The sequence below is a fragment of the Stenotrophomonas sp. PS02298 genome (genome assembly GCF_029959445.1).
Lineage (GTDB): Bacteria > Pseudomonadota > Gammaproteobacteria > Xanthomonadales > Xanthomonadaceae > Stenotrophomonas.
Genome location: NZ_JASCOR010000031.1, coordinates 1 through 18,452, shown reverse-complemented (window position 1 = coordinate 18,452; position 18,452 = coordinate 1). Strand labels below are relative to the sequence as shown.

The following is an 18,452-nucleotide window of genomic DNA, read 5'->3' as shown; positions in this document are numbered from 1 at the left end:
GCCGACGACATCATCGGCCAGCCAGCGCGAATGGCTGCGTAACCGCTCACGCGCAGCCAGCAACAAACTGTTGCAGCAGCCCGGCAACGTGATCGGCATGGCCGAGGAATGGCGCGTGGCCGCCACCGTCGATGGTGTGGGCGTTGTGCAGGCCTGCCGGCGCCAGTGCGGCGGCCTGGTGCATGGCCTTGGACGGCACCAGCCGGTCGCGCTGGCCGCCTATCCACAGGCCGGGTTTGTGCAGGCTGGGCAGACTGCCGCGCAGGTCGCTGCGCTCCAGCAGGGCCAGGCCTTCGTGCAGGGCGCGCGGGGCCGGTTCGCCACGTTCGACTAGGGCATCGCGCAGGGTGCGCAGCTCGCTGCGGGCGTGCTGCGAGCCCATCACGTCCAAGGCGAGGAAGCGCTCCAGGGTGCCGCGGTAGTCCTGTTCCAGATCGCGGCCGAACTGCTCGAACACCACCGGCTCCACCGCATCTGGCCAATCGGCGTCGCGGACGAAGCGTGGCGTCGCTGCCAGCATTGCCAGCCCGCGCACCTGCGGCAACGTGGCCGCGCCATGCAGGGCGACCAGCCCGCCCAGCGACCAGCCGCACCACACCGCTGCCGGGGTGGCGCTGGCGATGGCATTGACCAGGTAGGGCAAGCGCAAGGGCGTGGCGTCGTCGCGGCTGTGGCCATGCCCGGGCAGGTCGACCACGTGCAGCTCGAAGTGCGGCGCTAGCCGTTCCACCAGCGGCGCGAAGATGCCGCCATGCAGTGCCCAGCCGTGGATCAGGACCAATGCCGGGCCGCTGCCGGTGACGTGGATATGCATGGCGTTACAACCGGTTCTCAGGCAACAGTGTTCAGGGACTTCTGGTACAGCACCACATCGCGGGCCTTGGCGATGGCGTCTACCAGCGCCTTGACCTGCTCGAGGGTATGCAGCGCGGACAAGGTCACGCGCAGGCGCGCCTTGCCTTCGGGCACGGTCGGCGGACGGATCGCGCTGACCAGGAAACCGGACTGCTCCAGCGTCGCCGACAAGGCCATCACCGTGGCTTCGTCGCCGCACAGCAGCGGTTGGATCGGGGTTTCCGAGGCCATCAGCTCCAGCCCGTTGCGGCGCGCGCCCTCGCGGAAACTGGCGATCAGTTCGGTGAGTTTGTCGCGGCGCCAATGGTCGCGACGCGCCAGCTTCACCGCTGCCAGCGAGGCGGCAGCCTGCGCCGCCGGCAGGGCGGTGGTGTAAATGTAAGGGCGTGCGGTTTCGGCCAGGTGCTGGATCAGCGCGTCTTCGCCCACAACCACCGCGCCGTGGCTACCCAGCGCCTTGCCCAGGGTGGCCAGCTGCAGCGGAACTTCCTTCACGCCCAGGCCGGCATCGGCGACGCAGCCGCGGCCGTGTTCGCCGATCACACCAATGCCGTGGGCGTCGTCCACATAGAACAGCGCCTCCTGCATGCGTGCCACCAGCGACAGCGAGCGCAGCGGGGCGATGTCGCCATCCATGCTGAAGACACCGTCGGTGACCAGCATGGCGGCGCCATCGGCGGTGTTCTTGAGTTGGCGCATGGCGCCTTCGCTGTCCAGGTGTGGATAGCGGCGCAGGCGGCAGCCGGCCAGGCGGCTGGCATCGAGCAGGCTGGCGTGGTTGAGCCGGTCCTGCACGCAGATATCGGTTTCTTCGCTCAGCAGCGCCTGCTGCACGGCCAGGTTGGCCATGAAGCCGCTGTCGAACAGCAGGGCGCGCGGATAGCCGAGCCAGTCGGCCATCTCGCGTTCCAGCTGCTCATGCACGCTGTGGTGGCCACAGACCAGGTGCGAGGCGGTGCTGCCGGCGCCTTCGCGGCCGGCGGCGTCCTGCAGCGCGGCGATCACCTCGAACTGTTGCGACAGGCCGAGGTAGTCATTGCTGCAGAAGCCGGTCAACCAGCGCCCGTCCAGTTCCAAACGCACTCCGTCGCGGCGGCTGATGCTGCGCCGGGTGCGGATGCGGCCCTGGGCAAGCCGCAGCTTGCGCTGGGCGTGGATGCGGTCGTGGATGTCAGGACGGGCCATGGCAAGGTTCATGGTCAAGCGGGCGGCTAGCGTACCCGGTTGCCTGTAAGAATGCCCCAAGCGGCGCCCCGGTGCGGGGCGCCGGTGGGCTCAGGCGCTGCGGGCGCAGAGCGGGGCGATATCCAGGTGCACGGTACCGGGGTGGTCGTGCTCGTCGGCGTCCACATGTACCTGCATCGGGCTGATGCCGAGGCGGGCGAACAGGGCCTGGTCGCGCTCGGTGTCCGGGTTGCCGGTGGTCAGCAGCTTTTCGCCGTAGAAGATGGAGTTGGCGCCAGCCAGGAAGCACAGCGCCTGCAGCTCATCGCTCATGCTCTCGCGGCCGGCCGACAGCCGCACCATCGAGCGCGGCATCACGATGCGGGCCACGGCGATCATGCGCACGAACTCGAACGGGTCCAGCTCGGCGCTGCCGTGCAACGGGGTACCGGCGACCTGCACCAGGCGGTTGATCGGCACCGAGTCCGGGTGCGCCGGCAGGTTGGCCAGCGCCTGCAGCAGGCCGGCGCGGTGCTCGCGGGTTTCACCCATGCCGACGATGCCGCCGCAGCAGGTCTTCATGCCGGCGTTGCGCACGTGTTCCAGCGTGTCCAGGCGATCCTGGTACTGGCGGGTATGGATGATGGAATCGTAGTAATCCGGCGCGGTGTCCAGATTGTGGTTGTAGTAGTCCAGCCCGGCGTCCTTCAGCGCCTGCGCCTGGTGGCCCTCGAGCATGCCCAGGGTGGCGCAGGTCTCCAGGCCCAGCGACTTCACCTCGCGGATCATCGCCGCGACCTTGGGGATGTCGCGGTCCTTGGGCGAGCGCCAGGCCGCACCCATGCAGAAGCGCGAGGCACCGGCCTGCTTGGCGGCGCGGGCACGGGCCACCACGCTGTCGGTGTCCATCAGCTTCTGCGCGTCCACGCCGGTGTCATAGCGCTGGGCCTGCGGGCAGTAGGCGCAGTCTTCCGGGCAACCGCCGGTCTTGACCGAGAGCAGGGTGGAGACCTGTACCTGCGCCGGATCGAAGTGTTGGCGATGCACGCTGGCTGCGCGGTGCAGCAGCTCGGGGAAGGGCAGATCGAGCAGGGACAGCAGCTCTTCGCGCTTCCAGTCGTGGCGGATGACGGTGGACATCGGTGTTACCTGACAGATGGGGCGATGGAAGCGGCGCAGTCTGGTCAGCATACACATTGCTGTCAACCATCAAATGAAGAGTCTGGTTTACAGGGTCGGGGGTCGGCTATCGGCCTTGCTGTTCCCGCCGCGCTGCCTGGTCTGCGGGGAGGACGGTATGCCGGGGCGGGACCTGTGCCTGGCCTGCGGCGCCGGATTGCCTTGGCAACACGCCGCTTGCCGGCGTTGTGCGCTGCCGTTGCCAGCCAGCGACGCTGATGGGCTGTGCGGTGCCTGCCAGCGCTCACGCTCGCCCTTGCAGGCAGTGCAGGCGGCATTTACCTACAACGCGCCGATCGATGGCCTGCTACGGCGCTTCAAGTTTCACCATGATCTCAGCGCTGGGCGCCTGCTGTCAGCGCTGATGCTGGATGCATTGGGCGCTGCCGAGCGCCCGCAGGCGATCGTGCCGGTGCCGCTGCATCTGTCGCGGCTGCGTCAGCGCGGCTATGACCAGACCTGGGAGCTGGCCAAGCCGCTGGCGCGCGCGCTGCAGCTACCGCTGTGCCGGGGCCTGCATCGGCGCCGTTCCACCCAGCCACAATCGGAGCTGGATGCGGTGGAGCGCAAACGCAATCTGCGTGGTGCCTTCATTGCAGTGGGGCAGTTGCCGGCACATGTGGTGCTGCTGGATGACGTGATGACCACCGGTGCCACCTTGCATGCGGCAGCGCTCACACTGCATCGCGCCGGTGTGCAGCGGGTGGATGCCTGGGTCTGTGCGCGGGTGCCGTGAGCGCTGGTGTGCCTGCAAAGCCGCGCCTGCGTTGCAACTGGCTTGAAATACCGGATGTCATCTCTACATGCCATGACTACGGCTATGGGCCTAGACTGGGATTGAAAGGCCTTTACACCTGTTCAACATGAGGAGACAGACATGGGTGCTTCCCCGGGTTTTCCTGCTGGATCGCTGTTTGGCACATTGACGCGCAACTGGTGGGTGCTGCTGCTGTTCGGACTGTTTGCGGTGATATTCGGCGTGCTGGCGGTGATGGCGCCGGTGCGCACCGCAGCTGTCCTGGCGTGGTGGCTGGGCATCATGGCCATTGTTGAAGGCGTGGTGGTGCTGGTCTCGGCCTTCAGCGGCTCGGCACCGGTCTCGCGCGGTTGGGCGCTGTTCTATGCGCTGGCTTCCATCGCCTTTGGCGTGCTGGCGGTGATCAATCCGCTGGCAACGGCGAGCGTACTGCTGCTGTTCCTGGCCGCCTGGCTGGTGGTTGGCGGCATCTACCGCATCGTGTTTGCCATCCGCGTGCGCAAGCAGATCAGTGGCGAGTGGATGCTAATTGTCAGCGGCCTGCTGGCGGTGGCATTGGGCGTGATGTTCGCACTCAACCCGATTGCCGGCCTGGCGGTGACCTCGCTGTGGATTGGTGTGCTGGCCTTGATCTACGGCGTGCTGCAGATAATTGCAGCGTTCCGCCTGCGTTCGATGGGCAAGTCCATCGGCGCGATGTAACGCTTACCCCTCCCCAACCCTCCCCTTCGCTCCGCGAAAGGGAGGGGGCAGAAGCGTAGTGCCGAGCCATGCTCGGCAGAGGCTTCACCGGCAATGCCCCAACGGTAGTGCCGAGCCATGCTCGGCAGGGCTTTCCCGGCAATGCTTCAGCCGAGCATGGCTCGGCTCTACCTAAAGCGAAACGGCCCGCACTGCGGGCCGTTTCTTCAATCCAGATACTGGCTGGCGACGATGCCGGCAAACAACACCGCGCCGACCCAGTTGTTGTGCAGGAAGGCCTTGAAGCAAGGCTCGCGCTCGCGGTCGCGGCATAGCCAGAACTCATACACCACCAGCGCCATCGCCACGCCGATGCCGGCCCAGTACGCCCAGCCCAGACCCGCGCGGTGTCCGACCAGCGCCATCGCAGCGAAGAACAGTGCGTACAGGATGCCCTGGATGACCAGGTCCAGATCGCCGAACAGGATGGCGGTGGAATGCGAACCGACCTTCAGGTCATCGTCGCGGTCGACCATGGCGTACCAGGTGTCATAGGCGGTGGACCAGAGGATATTGGCGGCGTACAGCACCCAGCCCAGCGGCGGGACCTCGCCCTGGATGGCGGCGAAGGCCATCGGGATGCCCCAGCCGAAGGCCATGCCCAGGTATACCTGCGGTAGATGCGTGTAGCGCTTCAGGTAGGGATAGCTGGCGGCCAGGAACACGCCGATGAAGCTCAGCGCTATGGTCAAGGCGTTCAGGGTCAGGACCAGCGCGAATGCGACCAGCATCAAGCCGGCGAACAGCACCAGCGCCGCGCGGCCGGAGATTGCGCCGGTGGCCAGTGGCCGGTCCTTGGTGCGTTTGACGTGCGGGTCCAGCCAGCGGTCGGCGTAGTCATTGATCACGCAGCCGGCCGAGCGGGTCAGCCAGACGCCGGCGCTGAACACGAACAGTATCCACAGCGGCGGCAGGCCATCAGCGGCCAGCCACAGCGCCCACCAGGTGGGCCACAGCAGCAGCAAGGTGCCGATCGGGCGGTCGGCGCGCATCAATTTCCAGTAGTGCCCGAACCGCGAAGTGCCAGCTGCGGTGGACGGTGTAGTTGGGAGACGGCTCATGTGCAAAGGTTACCAGCTGGGCAGGTTTTTCCCGCCCAACTACAGCAATCCAAAGGTGGGGGCAGACCTGCGGCCGCTTTTGCCGTTAGAATGCGCGTCCGCCCGGCTCAGCCGGCCGGAGCACAATGCGCCCGTAGCTCAGCCGGATAGAGTAGTGGCTTCCGAAGCCATTGGTCGGGGGTTCGAATCCCTCCGGGCGCGCCAGATTGAAGTCCAGGTTTGGCCTTGGCCCCACAACGGCTTGCTGAGAGGATTCTCAGGATCCTCTGGTTTTTTGGGGGCTGTCCTCAACAAGTGCTGGTATTTTTGGAGCCAAGATCGCTAGTTGTTTGATACTCCACAATATTCTCGGCTGCTTTTTCTGAGAATTCGCAGGTGCCAAGCGCGTCTTGTGACAGATCTTCGGATCCGACACCACAGAGACTACGCCGTGAGCCGCCGCTGTTGCGGCCGACTGCTGCCAGCCCAGCATGGTCGATGGACTTCGTTCTCGGCCGGCCCGCCGAGGGTCGGGTAATCAATCGTCTGACGATCGTCAATGACGTGACCCACGAAGCCGTGGCTATCGAGGTCGAAGGAGCTACCTTGGGAGTCGGTGTGCCAGGTGCTCTGGAGCGACTGGCCCTGAGTCGCAGCTTGTCCCAAAAGAGTCCCAGCGGTGGCGGGCCGGGTTGGAATTGGCACGGTACATGGCCGCCGCGGCAGCTCCAAGTGTGCCTGCCGGTAAGCTTGGTCCTGGCATTCTTGGAGGTCTCCGGGCAAACCAGCCCCACGGATGCCACGGATGCCCAAGAGAAAATTCACCTGAAATCAGATCGTTACGACCTTGAAACAGGTTGAGGCTGGAAAGCAGGTCAAGGATGTCTGCCGTGAGCTTGTTATTTCCGATGCGACTTACCACGTCTGGAAGTCCAGGTATGGCGACATGGAAGCTTCGGGTGTGCAGCGGGCCTTCCCGGCAGTTCGGTGGTTGAGCGTCCAAGAGCTGAACAAGCGCTGCACGCAGGTGGCAACGCCTGCATAGCGAGCTCTCTGTCTAAGAACCGTTGGAGCCACGCCAGTTCTTCGAACAACTGTTCCTACCGGGCTTGGCCCGGCTCGATTACTGGGAGACCACGCGCTACTTGGCCACTGGGGCCCAACGGCGCAGCGTTGGCAATGGCAAAAAACAGTTCGTCATAGCATCCTTGGAGCCCGCGCTTGTGACGGTGACGGCCTGACATTCCCGCACTGCATCAGATTGGCCCGCCCCTACAAGGCGGGCTTTGCTATTCCAGCCTTGACTAACCATGCCCATAAAAAAATCCAACCTTTATTCCACCCTCTGGGCTTCCTGCGATGAACTGCGCGGCGGCATGGAACCGTCCGAGTACAAGGACTACGTGCTGTTCATGCTGTTCATCAAGTACGTCAGCGACAAGTACGCTGGCGACGATCTGGCGCCCCTGATCATTCCGGCCGGGGCCAGCTTTGCCGACATGGTGGCCTTCAAGGGCAAGCCTGATATCGGGGAGCGAATCAACACCCGGATCATTCAGCCGTTGATCGAGGCAAATAGCAACAGTCTTTCGTACAGTGACTTCCCCGACTTCGACGACCCCAAAAAACTGGGCGAAGGCAAGGAGCGCCAGGACAAGTTGACCAACCTGGTTGCCATCTTCGAAAACCCGGCACTGAACTTCTCTGACAACCGCGCCGAGCACGACGACATCCTTGGTGATGCCTACGAATACCTGATGCGCCACTTCGCCCAGGATTCGGGAAAGAGCAAAGGCCAGTTCTACACCCCGGCTGAAGTCAGCAGCACCATCGCCAAGTTGATTGGCATAGGTCCACATAACACCAAACGCCAGACCACCGCCTATGACCCCACCTGCGGCTCCGGCTCGTTGTTGCTGAAGGTGGCCGCTTCAGCGGGCAAGCAGATCACCCTCTACGGGCAGGAAGTCTCGGCCACCACCGCCGGTCTGGCCCGCATGAACATGATCCTTCACGACTTCCCGGATGGATCCGTGCAGTCGGGCAATACCTTGGCCGATCCGAAGTTCAAGGATGGCGAGCGGCTCAAGACCTTCGACTATGTGGTCGCCAATCCGCCGTTTTCGGACAAGGCCTGGAGCACGGGGCTGACACCAGACGCTGACCCCTTCCAGCGCTTTGCTTGGGGCGTGCCGCCGGCAAAGCAGGGTGATTACGCCTATCTGCTGCACATCATTCGCAGCCTCAAGGCCAACGGCAAGGGCGCCTGCATTCTGCCGCACGGTGTGCTGTTCCGGCGACGTCCCCCCAAGATTGAGTAGCACAACGGTTTGGAGTCCAATCCTCAATGACAAGGAGATTGGACGTGAAGAAGCGCTTTACCGAAGAACAGATCATTGGCTTCCTGCGTGAGGCTGAAGCAGGCATGCCCATCAAGGATCTTTGCCGCCGGCACGGCTTCAGCGAGGCCTCGTACTACCTGTGGCGCAGCAAGTTCGGCGGTATGAGCGTGCCAGATGCCAAGCGACTGAAGGACCTGGAAGCGGAGAACACGCGCCTGAAGAAGCTACTGGCTGAGCAGGTATTCGAGAACGACGTTATCAAGGATGCCTTGCGAAAAAAGTGGTGACCGCACCAGTGCGCAGGCTGCTGGTGCGGAGCATGGTTGAGAAGGGGTTGAGCGAACGACGAGCGCTGGCGGTAGCGCGCATGAGCGCCAGCGCGTTGCGATATGTGCCCAGACCCGACAACAACGCCGAGCTTCGTGAGCAGATCGCCGCTTTGGCGCAACGGCACAAACGCTACGGTGTGGGCATGATCCATCTGAAGCTGCGGCAGCAAGGGCTTGTTGTGAACTACAAGCGGGTGGAGCGCCTGTACAAGGAAGCCGGCCTGCAGGTGCGTCGTATGAAGCGCAAGAAGGTGCCAGTAGGTGAGCGCCAGCCGCTGATACGGCCGTCCGCTGCAAATGAAGTGTGGTCGATGGACTTCGTATTTGATCGAACTGCTGAGGGTCGGGTGATCAAGTGTCTGACCATCGTCGACGATGCGACCCATGAGGCAGTTGCCATCGAAGTGGAGCGAGCCATATCTGGCCAAGGAGTATCCAGAGTGCTGGACAGGCTGGCAGTTCAGCGCGGCCTACCTCGGGTTATCAGGACGGACAATGGAAAGGAATTTTGCGGAAAAGCCATGGTTGCCTGGGCTCACGACAAGGAAATCGCCCTGCGCTTGATCGAGCCAGGGAAACCGAATCAGAACGCCTATGTTGAGTCGTTCAACGGCCGGCTACGCGATGAATGCCTCAACGAGCACTGGTTCCCAACATTGCTCCATGCCCGTACCAGCATCGAAAGCTGGCGACGTGACTACAACGAAGAAAGGCCAAAAAGAGCACTCGGCGGGATGACACCTGCCCAGTACGCCGCGCAGCTGGTGGCGAAGACAGATAAGATCAAAACCGGACTCTAAACCCGACCTCTACTCAGGCCGGGGGGACGTCGGCGGGGCAATGCCGAGGCCGCTATCCGCAAGCAGTTGGTGGACAGCGGCTACCTGGCCGGCATCATCGGCCTGCCGGCCAATTTGTTCTACGGTACCGGCATCCCGGCCTGCATCCTGGTGCTGGACAAGAACAATGCCACCGCCCGCCGCGGCATCTTCATGATGGATGCCAGCAAGGGCTTCTTGAAGGACGGCAACAAGAACCGCCTGCGCGAGCAGGATATCCACCGCATTGTCGATACCTTCGGCAAAACGCAGGACATTCCAGGCTACGCGCGTATGGTCGGTTTCGACGAAATCCGCAGCGCCAAGAACGACTACAACCTTAATCTGCCGCGCTATATAGACACCAGTGAGGCCGAGGATCTGCAAGACATCCAAGGCCACCTGCTCGGCGGCATTCCGCAGCGCGATGTGGACGCACTGGATGCGTACTGGGCCAAGATGCCTGCGCTACGCGCAGCCCTGTTCGAGGGCGCGGGTCGCCCCGGCTATCTGCAATTGAAGCTGCCCCAGGCCGAACTGAAGCCGGCAATCCTCGGCCACGCCGAGTTCAAGGCCGTCCAGGCCACGGTGACCGGTCTGCATGCCAGATGGGAGAAAGCAATCCGGCCGAAGCTCATTGGTTTTGGCCAGGGCGGTCATCCCAAGCAGTTCATCCATGAGGTTTCCGAAAGCCTGCTGGCCGCCTATGCGAAGGCACCACTGATCGATGCCTACACGATCTACCAGCACCTGATGGACTACTGGGCGCAGACCCTGCAGGACGATGCCTACCTGCTGTCTGTCGATGGCTGGAAGGCGGAGCCCGCGCGCATCATCGAGACTAACAAGAAAGGCCAGCGCAAAGACAAGGGCTGGGTCTGTGACCTGGTTCCCAAACCTCTGGTCGTGGCGCGTTACTTCGCTGCCGAACAGAAAGTGCTTGATGACGCCAGCGCCGCGTTGGACAACGCCAGTAGCGCGCTGGAAGCGCTGGAAGAAGAGCACGGCGGCGAGGACATGGCCTTCGCCGGGTTCGACCGGATCACCGCAGCGCAGGTGAAGGATCGCGTGCGCGAGATCGGCAAAGACACCCAGGCCGTCGAGGAGCTTGCGGTACTGAAGCAGTGGCTGGCGCTGACGGACGATATGGCGCGACTGAAAAAGCAGCTCAAAGCCCTGGATGACGAGCTGGATGCCAAGGCCCTGGCCAAGTACCCAAAGCTATCGGTACAGGAAATCCAGCTGTTGGTGGTGGGCGACAAGTGGTTCACAGCATTGTCCAGCGCTGTGCAGGGAGACGTGGAGCGTGTATCGCAGGCCCTGACCCGGCGGGTGAAGGAGCTGGCCGAGCGTTATGACTCGCCACTGCCGCAATTGGCGGTGGAGGTTAAAGAGCTGGGAGCCAAGGTGGCCGGGCATTTGGTGAAGATGGGGTTTGCGTGGAATTGATGCCGGGATACAAGCAGATCCAAGTTGGGATGGTGACCCGATGGCTCTCCGGTGGAACTCCATCGCGTCAAATTTCTAGTTACTGGGAGGGAAATGTTCCTTGGATTAGTGCATCCACACTCAAGACGATCGAGATCTCTGAATCAGATCAGTGTTTAACATATGAAGCTGTTGCGGCCGGTAGCAAAATGGCTCCACTTGGCTCGACGCTTCTGCTGGTTCGCGGGAGCGCGCTTCACTCAGAAATTCGCGCCGGTCTTGTTGTTGCGCCGGTTTGCTTCAATCAAGATGTGAAGGCTTTAGTGCCGAATGCACAGGTATTCCCAAAATTTCTTACTTATTCACTACTCGGTAGGGCCGACGAGTTATTGAGGATCGTCAGTTCTGCGGGCAATACGGCAGGCGTTCTAGATACGAAGCTTGTTCAAAATTTCGAGATATGGTTGCCAAGTATCGCCGAGCAATCCGCCATCGCTACTGCCCTCGGTGACGTAGATGCGCTGCTGGCTGCGCAAGATGCGCTGATCGCCAAGAAGCGCGCCATCAAGCTAGGTGCGATGCATGAATTGCTCACCGGCAAGCGCCGCCTCCCGGGCTTCCGTGGGAAGTGGGAGATGATGCAATTGGGCGAGCTTGGTCTGGTCTATGGCGGACTTGTCGGAAAGAGTAAAAAGGACTTCGGGAAAGGTGATGCGCTCTATGTGCCATTCGTCAATGTCATGGCTAACGTGATCCTTGATGTGAATTTCCTCGAAAAAGTCGATGTCCTGCAGAGCGAGTCCCAGAATCGCGTGATGAAAGGCGATTTACTGTTCAATGGGTCATCAGAGACGCCAGAAGAAGTCGCCATGTGCGCGCTAGTTTCCGACGATGTTGAAAACCTTTACTTGAACAGTTTTTGCTTTGGTTTTCGTCTGAGGGAAGGTGTACGAGTAAATGGCCTCTTTATTTCCTATTATATGCGCGCACAGATTGGGCGCGAACTCGTCAAGTCTCTGGCTCAAGGATCTACTCGCTACAACCTTTCCAAAACGGCGTTTCTTGAGGGTCAGTTAAAGCTTCCATGTTCGGAAGAGCAAGCTGCCATCGTGGAGGTGCTGGGCGATATGGACTCCGAACTCGCCGCACTCGGAGTTCAACGCGCCAAAATCGTGCAGCTCAAGCAAGGCATGATGCAGGTACTGCTGACCGGCCAAACCCGGTTAATCTGAAGCAAGAAAGGAAACAGGGGGAAAGCCATGTCAGCCGTTACACCGTACTACCGGACCATTCAGCAGTTGCTGCAAGGCCGTTCGTTTGCCATTGACGAGTACCAGCGCGAGTACAAGTGGGAGAAGAAGAACATCGAGGACCTGCTGAACGACCTGCAGGCCAAATTCTTCGCCCATTATCTGCCCGGTCATGAGACCAGTGCAGTCAACGGCTATGGCGAATACTTCCTCGGCTCGATCATTGTCAGCCAGCGCAATGGTAAGAGCTACCTGGTGGATGGCCAGCAACGCACGACCTCGCTGACTCTGCTGTTGATCCATCTGTATCGTGCCGCCAGCGAGAAGCAGCTGGGGGTGGCAGCCACCATGGCGCCGCTGATCCACAGCGATGACATGGGCGTGGCCAAGTTCAACCTGGACATTCCCGAGCGCCTGGACATCATTCGTGCGCTGTACGAGGGCAAGCCTTTCGTTCCGGACGACAAGGATGAATCCATCCAGACCATGCATGCCCGCTACCAGGAAATCGAGGCCAGTGGGCTGGTGGAAGAGCTGGGTGAGGGGCTGTCGCACTTCATCTACTGGTTGATGCGCAAGGTTGGCTTGATTGAGATCGCCACCGACAACGACGCCTACGCCAACGTCATCTTCGAATCGATGAATGACCGAGGCAAGCCGCTGGGCCCGATGGACATGCTCAAGGCCTACCTGCTGGCCCCGATCACCGATGCCACCACGCGCTCGGAGGTGAACGTGGCCTGGCGCAACCAAGTGCTGGAGCTGATCACGGTGGACCAGGAGCACCAGCACGACCGTGATGGCGAATTCATGCGTGATTGGCTGCGTGCCCAATACGCTGAAAGCATCCGCGAGCGCGTTGCCAACGCCACTGAGCGGGACTGGGAGCTGGTGGGCAGCATGTTCCATCGCTGGGTACGGGACAATCACACCCGGCTGGGGCTGGGAACGGCCGAGACCAATGCCGCCTTCGTCAAGGACAGCTTCCGCTTCTTCGCCAAGGCTTGGCTGCTGGTCCAGCAGGCCAGTGCGGTTCATATGCCCGGTCTGGAGGCCATCTACTACAACGCACGCAATGGGCTGACGCTGCAGAATACCGTGCTGCTGGCGTCACTGGTCGAGTCGGACGATACGGTCACCGTTCGCCGCAAGCTGGCAGTGACAGCAACGTACCTGGATATCTGGATGATGCGGCGCAAGGTCAACAACATCCGCACCGGCTATTCGTCGATCTACTACGCGATGCACCTGCTGAACCGGAAGATCCGCCGCAGGGGCCTGGACGAGCTTGTGCAACTGCTCGGCAATGAGCTGGCCAATGACGAGGTCACCGTGCGGGGTAGCGCCACCCAGAAATGGCGCAAGGGGCTGGCTGGCTTCGAGCTGAACCAACACAGCAGGTCGTACATCTACCACCTGCTGGCACGGGTCACCGCTTTCACCGAACTGCATTCCGGGCGCGGCGACATTTTTCCTTTCCTGGTGGACCGCGCAGCAAATAATCCGTACGACATCGAGCACATCTTTGCCGACGATTTCGCCAAGTACGCTGACATGTTCGCCAGCGAGCAGGAGTTCGAGGACATCCGCAACAATGTCGCTTCGCTGCTGCTGCTGCCGCAGGACGTCAACCGCAGCCTGAAAGCCAAGTCATTCGGCGACAAGCGCAAGAGCTACGCGCAGCAGAACTTCTACGCAGCCAGCCTGAGCGATGCGATCTATCAGCACCAGCCGCAGTTCCGGCAATTCAAGGACAAACATCAGCTGCCATTTGAAGCACATGCCGATTTCACCAAGGAGGAACAGGGCAAACGTGCCACGCTGCTGATGGCTCTGGCCGAAGTCATCTGGTCGCCGGTCAGGCTGGAGACCGCCGCTCATGCATAACAGCCCCCGTGCCGAGCGCGTCACCCAGGACCGTGTGGTCAAGTTGTTTACTGACAGGTCGGGGGCGGACTGCCTGGGTTACGACTACCTCGGCGACTGGGGCAAGCGGAAGCACAACCGCAATATCGAGCCCGAGCTTCTTTCCGCGAACCTCAAGCGGCGCGGCTATACCGACGTACAGATCTCGGCGGCATTGCGTCAGCTGCAGATCGCTGCAGAGATAAGCGGCAACACGCTTTACGACGCGAACCTCAAGACTTACGGCCTACTCCGTTATGGTGCCGACGTACAAGCTGCGCTGGGCGAGCCGATCCGAAAAGTCCACTTCATCGAATGGGATCCGGAAAAGTTCAACGACAATGACTTCGCTTTGGCCGAAGAGGTCACCCTGCGCGGTGGCTTCGATCGTCGCCCCGACATCGTGCTGTACATCAACGGCATCGCCATTGCCGTGTTGGAGCTAAAGCGCGGTAGCAGGGACAGGGCTGAAGGCATCCGGCAGCTCATCAGCAACCAGGAGCCGGCCTTCAACCAGGCTTTCTTCAGCACGGTGCAGCTGCTGTTGGCGGGCAATGACGCGCAAGGGTTGTATTACGGTACGGTGGGCAGCCCGGAAGAGTTCTATGTGCAGTGGAAAGACGGGGCCGGCTTGGCCGCTGGCGAGGCCGGTGTGTTGCTGGACCGCCCGCTGGCACAGATGTTCGACAAGGCACGATTGCTGGATTTCCTCTACCACTTCGTGATCTTTGATGCTGGCATCAAGAAGGTCCCGAGGCAGCACCAGTACGCTGGCATCAAGGCCGCACAGGAACGCACCCGAAAACGAGAAGGCGGGGTGATCTGGCATACCCAGGGTAGTGGCAAAAGCATCCTGATGGTGCTGCTGGCCAAATGGTTGTTGGAGGACGACCCGAGTGCGCGCATCCTGGTGATCACCGACCGCGACGAGCTGGATGATCAGATCACCAAGGTATTGAAGAATTCCGGGCTGGATTCCACCCGGGTGACCTCGCGCGCCGATCTGGTGGCCAAGCTGGGTGCGACCACTCCACGGCTGTTGTGCGCGCTGATCCACAAGTTCGATATCACCGACCTGAGTGGTCTGTCGCCGCCGGCACATGGCCGCTTTTATGTGTTCGTGGACGAAGCCCATCGCACGCAGGGTGGGGACATGAACAAGCAGATGAAGCGCTGGCTGGGCGATGCTGTCTTCATCGGCTTCACTGGCACGCCTCTGCTGCGCAAGGACAAGCAGGCCACCCATGATGTATTCGGTACTTACATCCACACTTACAAGTTTCCCGAAGCCGTGGCTGACAAGGTGGTGCTGGACCTGAAGTACGAGGCGCGCGAAGTGCCGCAGGAACTCGGCAACAAGAAGAAGATCGAGGAGTACTTCGCCAACAAGACGAAGCGCCTCAACAATTTTCAGAAGGCGGCACTGCGCAAGCGTTGGGCCACGATGGAAGAATTACTTAGTTCGGGCGAGCGCAAGAGCCGAATCATCCGGAGCATTTTGGAAGACTTCGACACGCGCCGTCGTCTGAGCGACGGCCGTGGCACCGCGATCCTGGTGGCCGACGAAATCTACGATGCGTGCCACTACTTCCGTCTGTTCCAGAACATCAGTTTCGGCCGGAACGTTGGCATCATCACCTCCTTCGAACCTGATAAGACCCAGTACTCGAAGGAGCCCGCGAACAGCGACTATCGCTACAAGTACGAAACCTATGTGAATTGGGTGCTCAAGGATTTCGAAAGCACCGACAAGTACGAGGCCGAGATGAAACGGCGCTTCAAGGATGAGCCCGCCAACTGCAGGCTGCTGATCGTGGTCAGCAAGCTGCTGACCGGCTTCGACGCGCCTAGTTGCTCCTACATCTACCTGGACCGCAACCTGCGCGACCACGATCTGTTCCAGGCGATCTGCCGCACCAATCGTCTTGATGGTGATGACAAGGATTACGGCTACATCGTCGATTTCAAGGAACTGTTCGGCAAGGTGCAGGACGCTATTTCGGTTTACAGCTCCGACCAGCTGGTGATGGACGCAAAGGATGGGCAAGACGGCAATGTCACTCTGAAGAATTGGATCACCGAAGGCGCAAGGAAACTGGAAGAAAGCCGTGAGGCGCTGCTGCACCTGTGCGAGCCGGTGCTGGCGCCACGTGATCTTGAGCAGTTCATCGCCTACTTCTGCGGTCAGGCACAGGAAGCCGAAGCACTTGAGCAGGCCGAGCCGCTGCGAATTTCGTTCTACAAGCTGGTGACAGCGTTCGTTCGGGCCTGGGCGGACATTGGCGGCGAGCTGTCCAACGCCGGCTACGACGAAGCCACGATCATCCGGCTGGAACGCGAGGTGACCTTCTATGCCGAGATGCGCGCGGCAATCAAGAACCATTCCGGCGAGGAGTTCGACATCAAGCCCTTCGAGGGCGACATGCGCGACCTGCTCAACCGCTACGTGCGTGCTGATGAAGCCCGAGAACTGGGGGACATGGGTGATCTTTCGCTGGTGGATTTGATTGTCAACAGTGGCATCCATGACGCCATCGCGCAGAAGCTTAACGCCAAGGGCACCAGCACCAAGGCGGTGGCTGAGGGCGTCATCAACAATGTGCGCAAGGCCATCATCCAAGAGCGCCTGACTGATCCTCGCTTCTTCAAGGAGATGTCGAGCCTGCTGAATGAGCTGATCAAGCAGTCACGCGCCGATGCAAAGAGCTACGAGGAATTCCTGAGGCAGGCCGAAGCACTGGCGAAAAGGCTGGGGTCGCGCGGACAGGTGCCCGAGGCCTTGCAGGGCAAGCCGGAGGCCTCCCTTATCTACCGCAACCTTCCGGACATCCTGGCCAAGCCCGCCGACGCAGCGCACATTGCCGATCAGGGGCCTAGGCACGGCAGCGAGTTGATCAGTATGGCCGTGAAGATCGACACCGCCATGCGGGAGTCCGTACCGGCTGACTGGAAGGGCAACGAGATCAAAGAGCGGGCCGTGCGCAGCACGTTGCTCAAATTCGTCGATGGTGACCGTGAGGCGATGTCCAGGCTGTTCGAGTTGGTCAAGAATCAGGCCGGCTATCGCTGATGGACACCTTCCTGTTGGGCAACATCGAAATCGCGGTAACGCGCAAGGACGTCAAGAACGTGCACCTGACCGTGCATCCCCCGGAAGGAAGGGTCACGCTGGTCGCGCCTACACGGTCGCGCATGGACGTGCTTCGGGCCTATGCCATCACCCGACTCGGCTGGATCCGGAAACAGCAGGCCGAGTTCCGCGCGCAGGCCCGCGAGACTCCGCGGCGCCATACCACCCGCGAAAGCCACATCCTTTGGGGGCGCCGCTACCTGCTCGACGTGCAGTATGTGGAAGCTAGGCCCGGTGTCCGCCTCGATCATAAACGCGTCACACTCATGGTGCGCCCCGGCACCGGTGAGATGAAGCGCGCGGAAGTGATGCACGCGTGGCACAAAGCGCAGTTGCATGCAGTGCTACCCGACTTGATCGGGGCCTGGGAACGCCGGCTTGGCGTCAAGTTGAACGGGTACTACTTGCAACGCATGAAGACCCGATGGGGTAGCTGCAATCATGCCCGTGGGCATATTCGCTTGAACACGGAATTGGTCAAAAAGCCCCGGCACCTGCTCGAGTACGTGGTGGTGCACGAGCTGGCCCACCTGATCGCACCCACCCACGACGAACGATTTATCGCATTGCTGGATGAACACTTCCCGCGATGGCGGGAGGCACGGGCAGAGCTCAACAGTCTTCCGCTTGCTGCGCAATGATGGGGCGGGTGGTATACGGTGGGTGCATGCATCCGCCGTTACTGTTGCTCGGGAACAAGTATCACATTCGCATTTTGAGTAGACGTTAGGCCATTTTTCGGCAATTTCAGCCCCCGCCACCCCTGATCACCGCCGCTTTCTAGTGGACTTCAATGCGAAAAGGCCACGCGTTTGGCAGCGCGACAAACGTAGCGAGAAACCGACGACATTCTTTATGAGAATGCATGCCCAGGCTGTCAGAAACCCGAAAGAAATCTGGGTTTTCTGCTTTTGGTGTATTCAATGCCGTCAGCTAGATCGGTTGCCAGCCAGCTCTTTGGTGGCACTGTTTAGGGCGTCTCGCCCAGCCGGAACCCCGGATGCCAATGACTTTGAAGCGGGATCTGCAGTCACAAAGCCAATCGTCATGATACGCGTCAGTACTGGTTTGACGCATGAGTTCATTTCGTTGGATGAGGGTGTGGGTTGTGGCATTGGAAATGCCGCTTCGCTGGAAAGAAGGGGCTGCTGACAGTTGGTGCCAATCTCTAAATGCGCTTGGCAGAAGTTCGTGAGCGGAAAAATGCGAGGCGGAAGATCTATCAGTTTGACGGACGGTGGTAAGAGTACTGAAGACATTAAAAACCTTGGTCAATTCAGAAGATCTCCCAATGCTTCCATACACATGGCCCGCATTCGTTCTGGGTTTAGCTGGCGATCCTGCGGGATATGTGCGGCATCGCGCATCCGATCATTCAATACGCCAAACTGAATCGCCCAGGATTTCGTAGACACCTCGCAGCCATAAACTATGGCTTACGCGGAGGTGGTTATGAGTACGAAGCGTTACACGGATGAGTTCAAGATCGAGGCGGTTCGGCAGATTGTCGAGTA

12 protein-coding genes, 1 tRNA gene and 3 pseudogenes are annotated in these 18,452 nt (G+C 60.9%); 12 read left to right on the top strand and 4 right to left on the bottom strand.

The annotated features are described in order from the left end of the window. Nucleotides 1-46: 46 nt before the first annotated feature. From bioH to bioB, 3 genes are all read right to left on the bottom strand, one after another. Nucleotides 47-814 carry a pimeloyl-ACP methyl ester esterase BioH gene (gene bioH / locus QMX78_RS07085; protein ID WP_282267900.1) on the bottom strand — a complete coding sequence of 256 codons (768 nt, stop codon included), beginning with the start codon at nt 812-814 and terminating at the stop codon, nt 47-49. 17 nt (nt 815-831) lie between these two features. Further along, entirely contained in the window at nt 832-2,040 is a 1,209-nt protein-coding gene (bioF, locus tag QMX78_RS07080; RefSeq protein WP_282267899.1) for an 8-amino-7-oxononanoate synthase, read from the bottom strand. 90 nt (nt 2,041-2,130) lie between these two features. Beyond that, the gene (gene bioB / locus QMX78_RS07075) at nt 2,131-3,159 is read right to left on the bottom strand and encodes a biotin synthase BioB (protein ID WP_282267897.1); all 1,029 of its coding nucleotides are present in this window, start codon (nt 3,157-3,159) and stop codon (nt 2,131-2,133) included. A 73-nt stretch (nt 3,160-3,232) separates the two neighbouring features. On the opposite strand from bioB, the gene QMX78_RS07070 reads away from it, so the two are divergent. Together QMX78_RS07070 and QMX78_RS07065 are read left to right on the top strand one after the other, a co-directional pair. Next, nucleotides 3,233-3,934: a ComF family protein gene (locus tag QMX78_RS07070; protein WP_282267896.1), complete on the top strand. Its 702-nt coding sequence runs from the start codon at nt 3,233-3,235 to the stop codon at nt 3,932-3,934. A 141-nt stretch (nt 3,935-4,075) separates the two neighbouring features. Continuing rightward, entirely contained in the window at nt 4,076-4,657 is a 582-nt protein-coding gene (locus QMX78_RS07065) for an HdeD family acid-resistance protein (RefSeq protein ID WP_282267894.1), read from the top strand. A gap of 206 nt (nt 4,658-4,863) precedes the next feature. On the opposite strand, the gene ubiA is transcribed toward QMX78_RS07065, so the two are convergent. Beyond that, nucleotides 4,864-5,757, bottom strand: a complete 894-nt coding sequence (ubiA, locus tag QMX78_RS07060; RefSeq protein ID WP_282267893.1) for a 4-hydroxybenzoate octaprenyltransferase — start codon at nt 5,755-5,757, stop codon at nt 4,864-4,866. Between the two features lie 127 nt (nt 5,758-5,884). On the opposite strand from ubiA, the gene QMX78_RS07055 reads away from it, so the two are divergent. The 10 genes and pseudogenes from QMX78_RS07055 to QMX78_RS07010 all read left to right on the top strand — a co-directional run bounded on the left by QMX78_RS07055 (nt 5,885) and on the right by QMX78_RS07010 (nt 17,579). Beyond that, nucleotides 5,885-5,961: transfer RNA gene (locus QMX78_RS07055), tRNA-Arg, on the top strand. A gap of 234 nt (nt 5,962-6,195) precedes the next feature. Then, nucleotides 6,196-6,402: pseudogene (locus QMX78_RS07050) on the top strand (IS3 family transposase); the annotation flags it as partial. 169 nt (nt 6,403-6,571) lie between these two features. Further along, nucleotides 6,572-6,706 (top strand): annotated as a pseudogene (locus tag QMX78_RS07045) (transposase); the annotation flags it as partial. Nucleotides 6,707-7,046: 340 nt separating this feature from the next. Continuing rightward, nucleotides 7,047-8,057 carry a class I SAM-dependent DNA methyltransferase gene (locus QMX78_RS07040; protein ID WP_282267892.1) on the top strand — a complete coding sequence of 337 codons (1,011 nt, stop codon included), beginning with the start codon at nt 7,047-7,049 and terminating at the stop codon, nt 8,055-8,057. 26 nt (nt 8,058-8,083) lie between these two features. Then, a protein-coding gene (locus QMX78_RS07035; RefSeq protein ID WP_282267890.1) for an IS3 family transposase occupies nt 8,084-9,207 on the top strand; the annotation gives its coding sequence in 2 pieces (ribosomal slippage) (nt 8,084-8,360 and nt 8,360-9,207; 1,125 coding nt in all). Nucleotides 9,208-9,249: 42 nt separating this feature from the next. After that, nucleotides 9,250-10,674 (top strand): annotated as a pseudogene (locus tag QMX78_RS07030) (N-6 DNA methylase); the annotation flags it as partial. Then, a complete protein-coding gene (locus tag QMX78_RS07025) occupies nt 10,674-11,885 on the top strand; it encodes a restriction endonuclease subunit S (protein ID WP_282267925.1) in 1,212 nt (403 codons plus the stop codon). The pseudogene QMX78_RS07030 and the gene QMX78_RS07025, both read left to right, overlap by 1 nt. A 27-nt stretch (nt 11,886-11,912) precedes the next feature. Next, the gene (locus tag QMX78_RS07020; protein ID WP_282267888.1) at nt 11,913-13,790 is read left to right on the top strand and encodes a DUF262 domain-containing protein; all 1,878 of its coding nucleotides are present in this window, start codon (nt 11,913-11,915) and stop codon (nt 13,788-13,790) included. Then, the gene (locus QMX78_RS07015; RefSeq protein ID WP_282267886.1) at nt 13,783-16,878 is read left to right on the top strand and encodes an HsdR family type I site-specific deoxyribonuclease; all 3,096 of its coding nucleotides are present in this window, start codon (nt 13,783-13,785) and stop codon (nt 16,876-16,878) included. The genes QMX78_RS07020 and QMX78_RS07015 overlap by 8 nt, the downstream gene beginning before the upstream one ends. Then, on the top strand, nt 16,878-17,579 hold the full coding sequence (locus tag QMX78_RS07010; RefSeq protein ID WP_282267885.1) for a SprT family zinc-dependent metalloprotease: 702 nt from the start codon (nt 16,878-16,880) through the stop codon (nt 17,577-17,579). Before QMX78_RS07015 ends, QMX78_RS07010 begins: the two co-directional genes overlap by 1 nt. Nucleotides 17,580-18,452 lie beyond the last annotated feature (873 nt).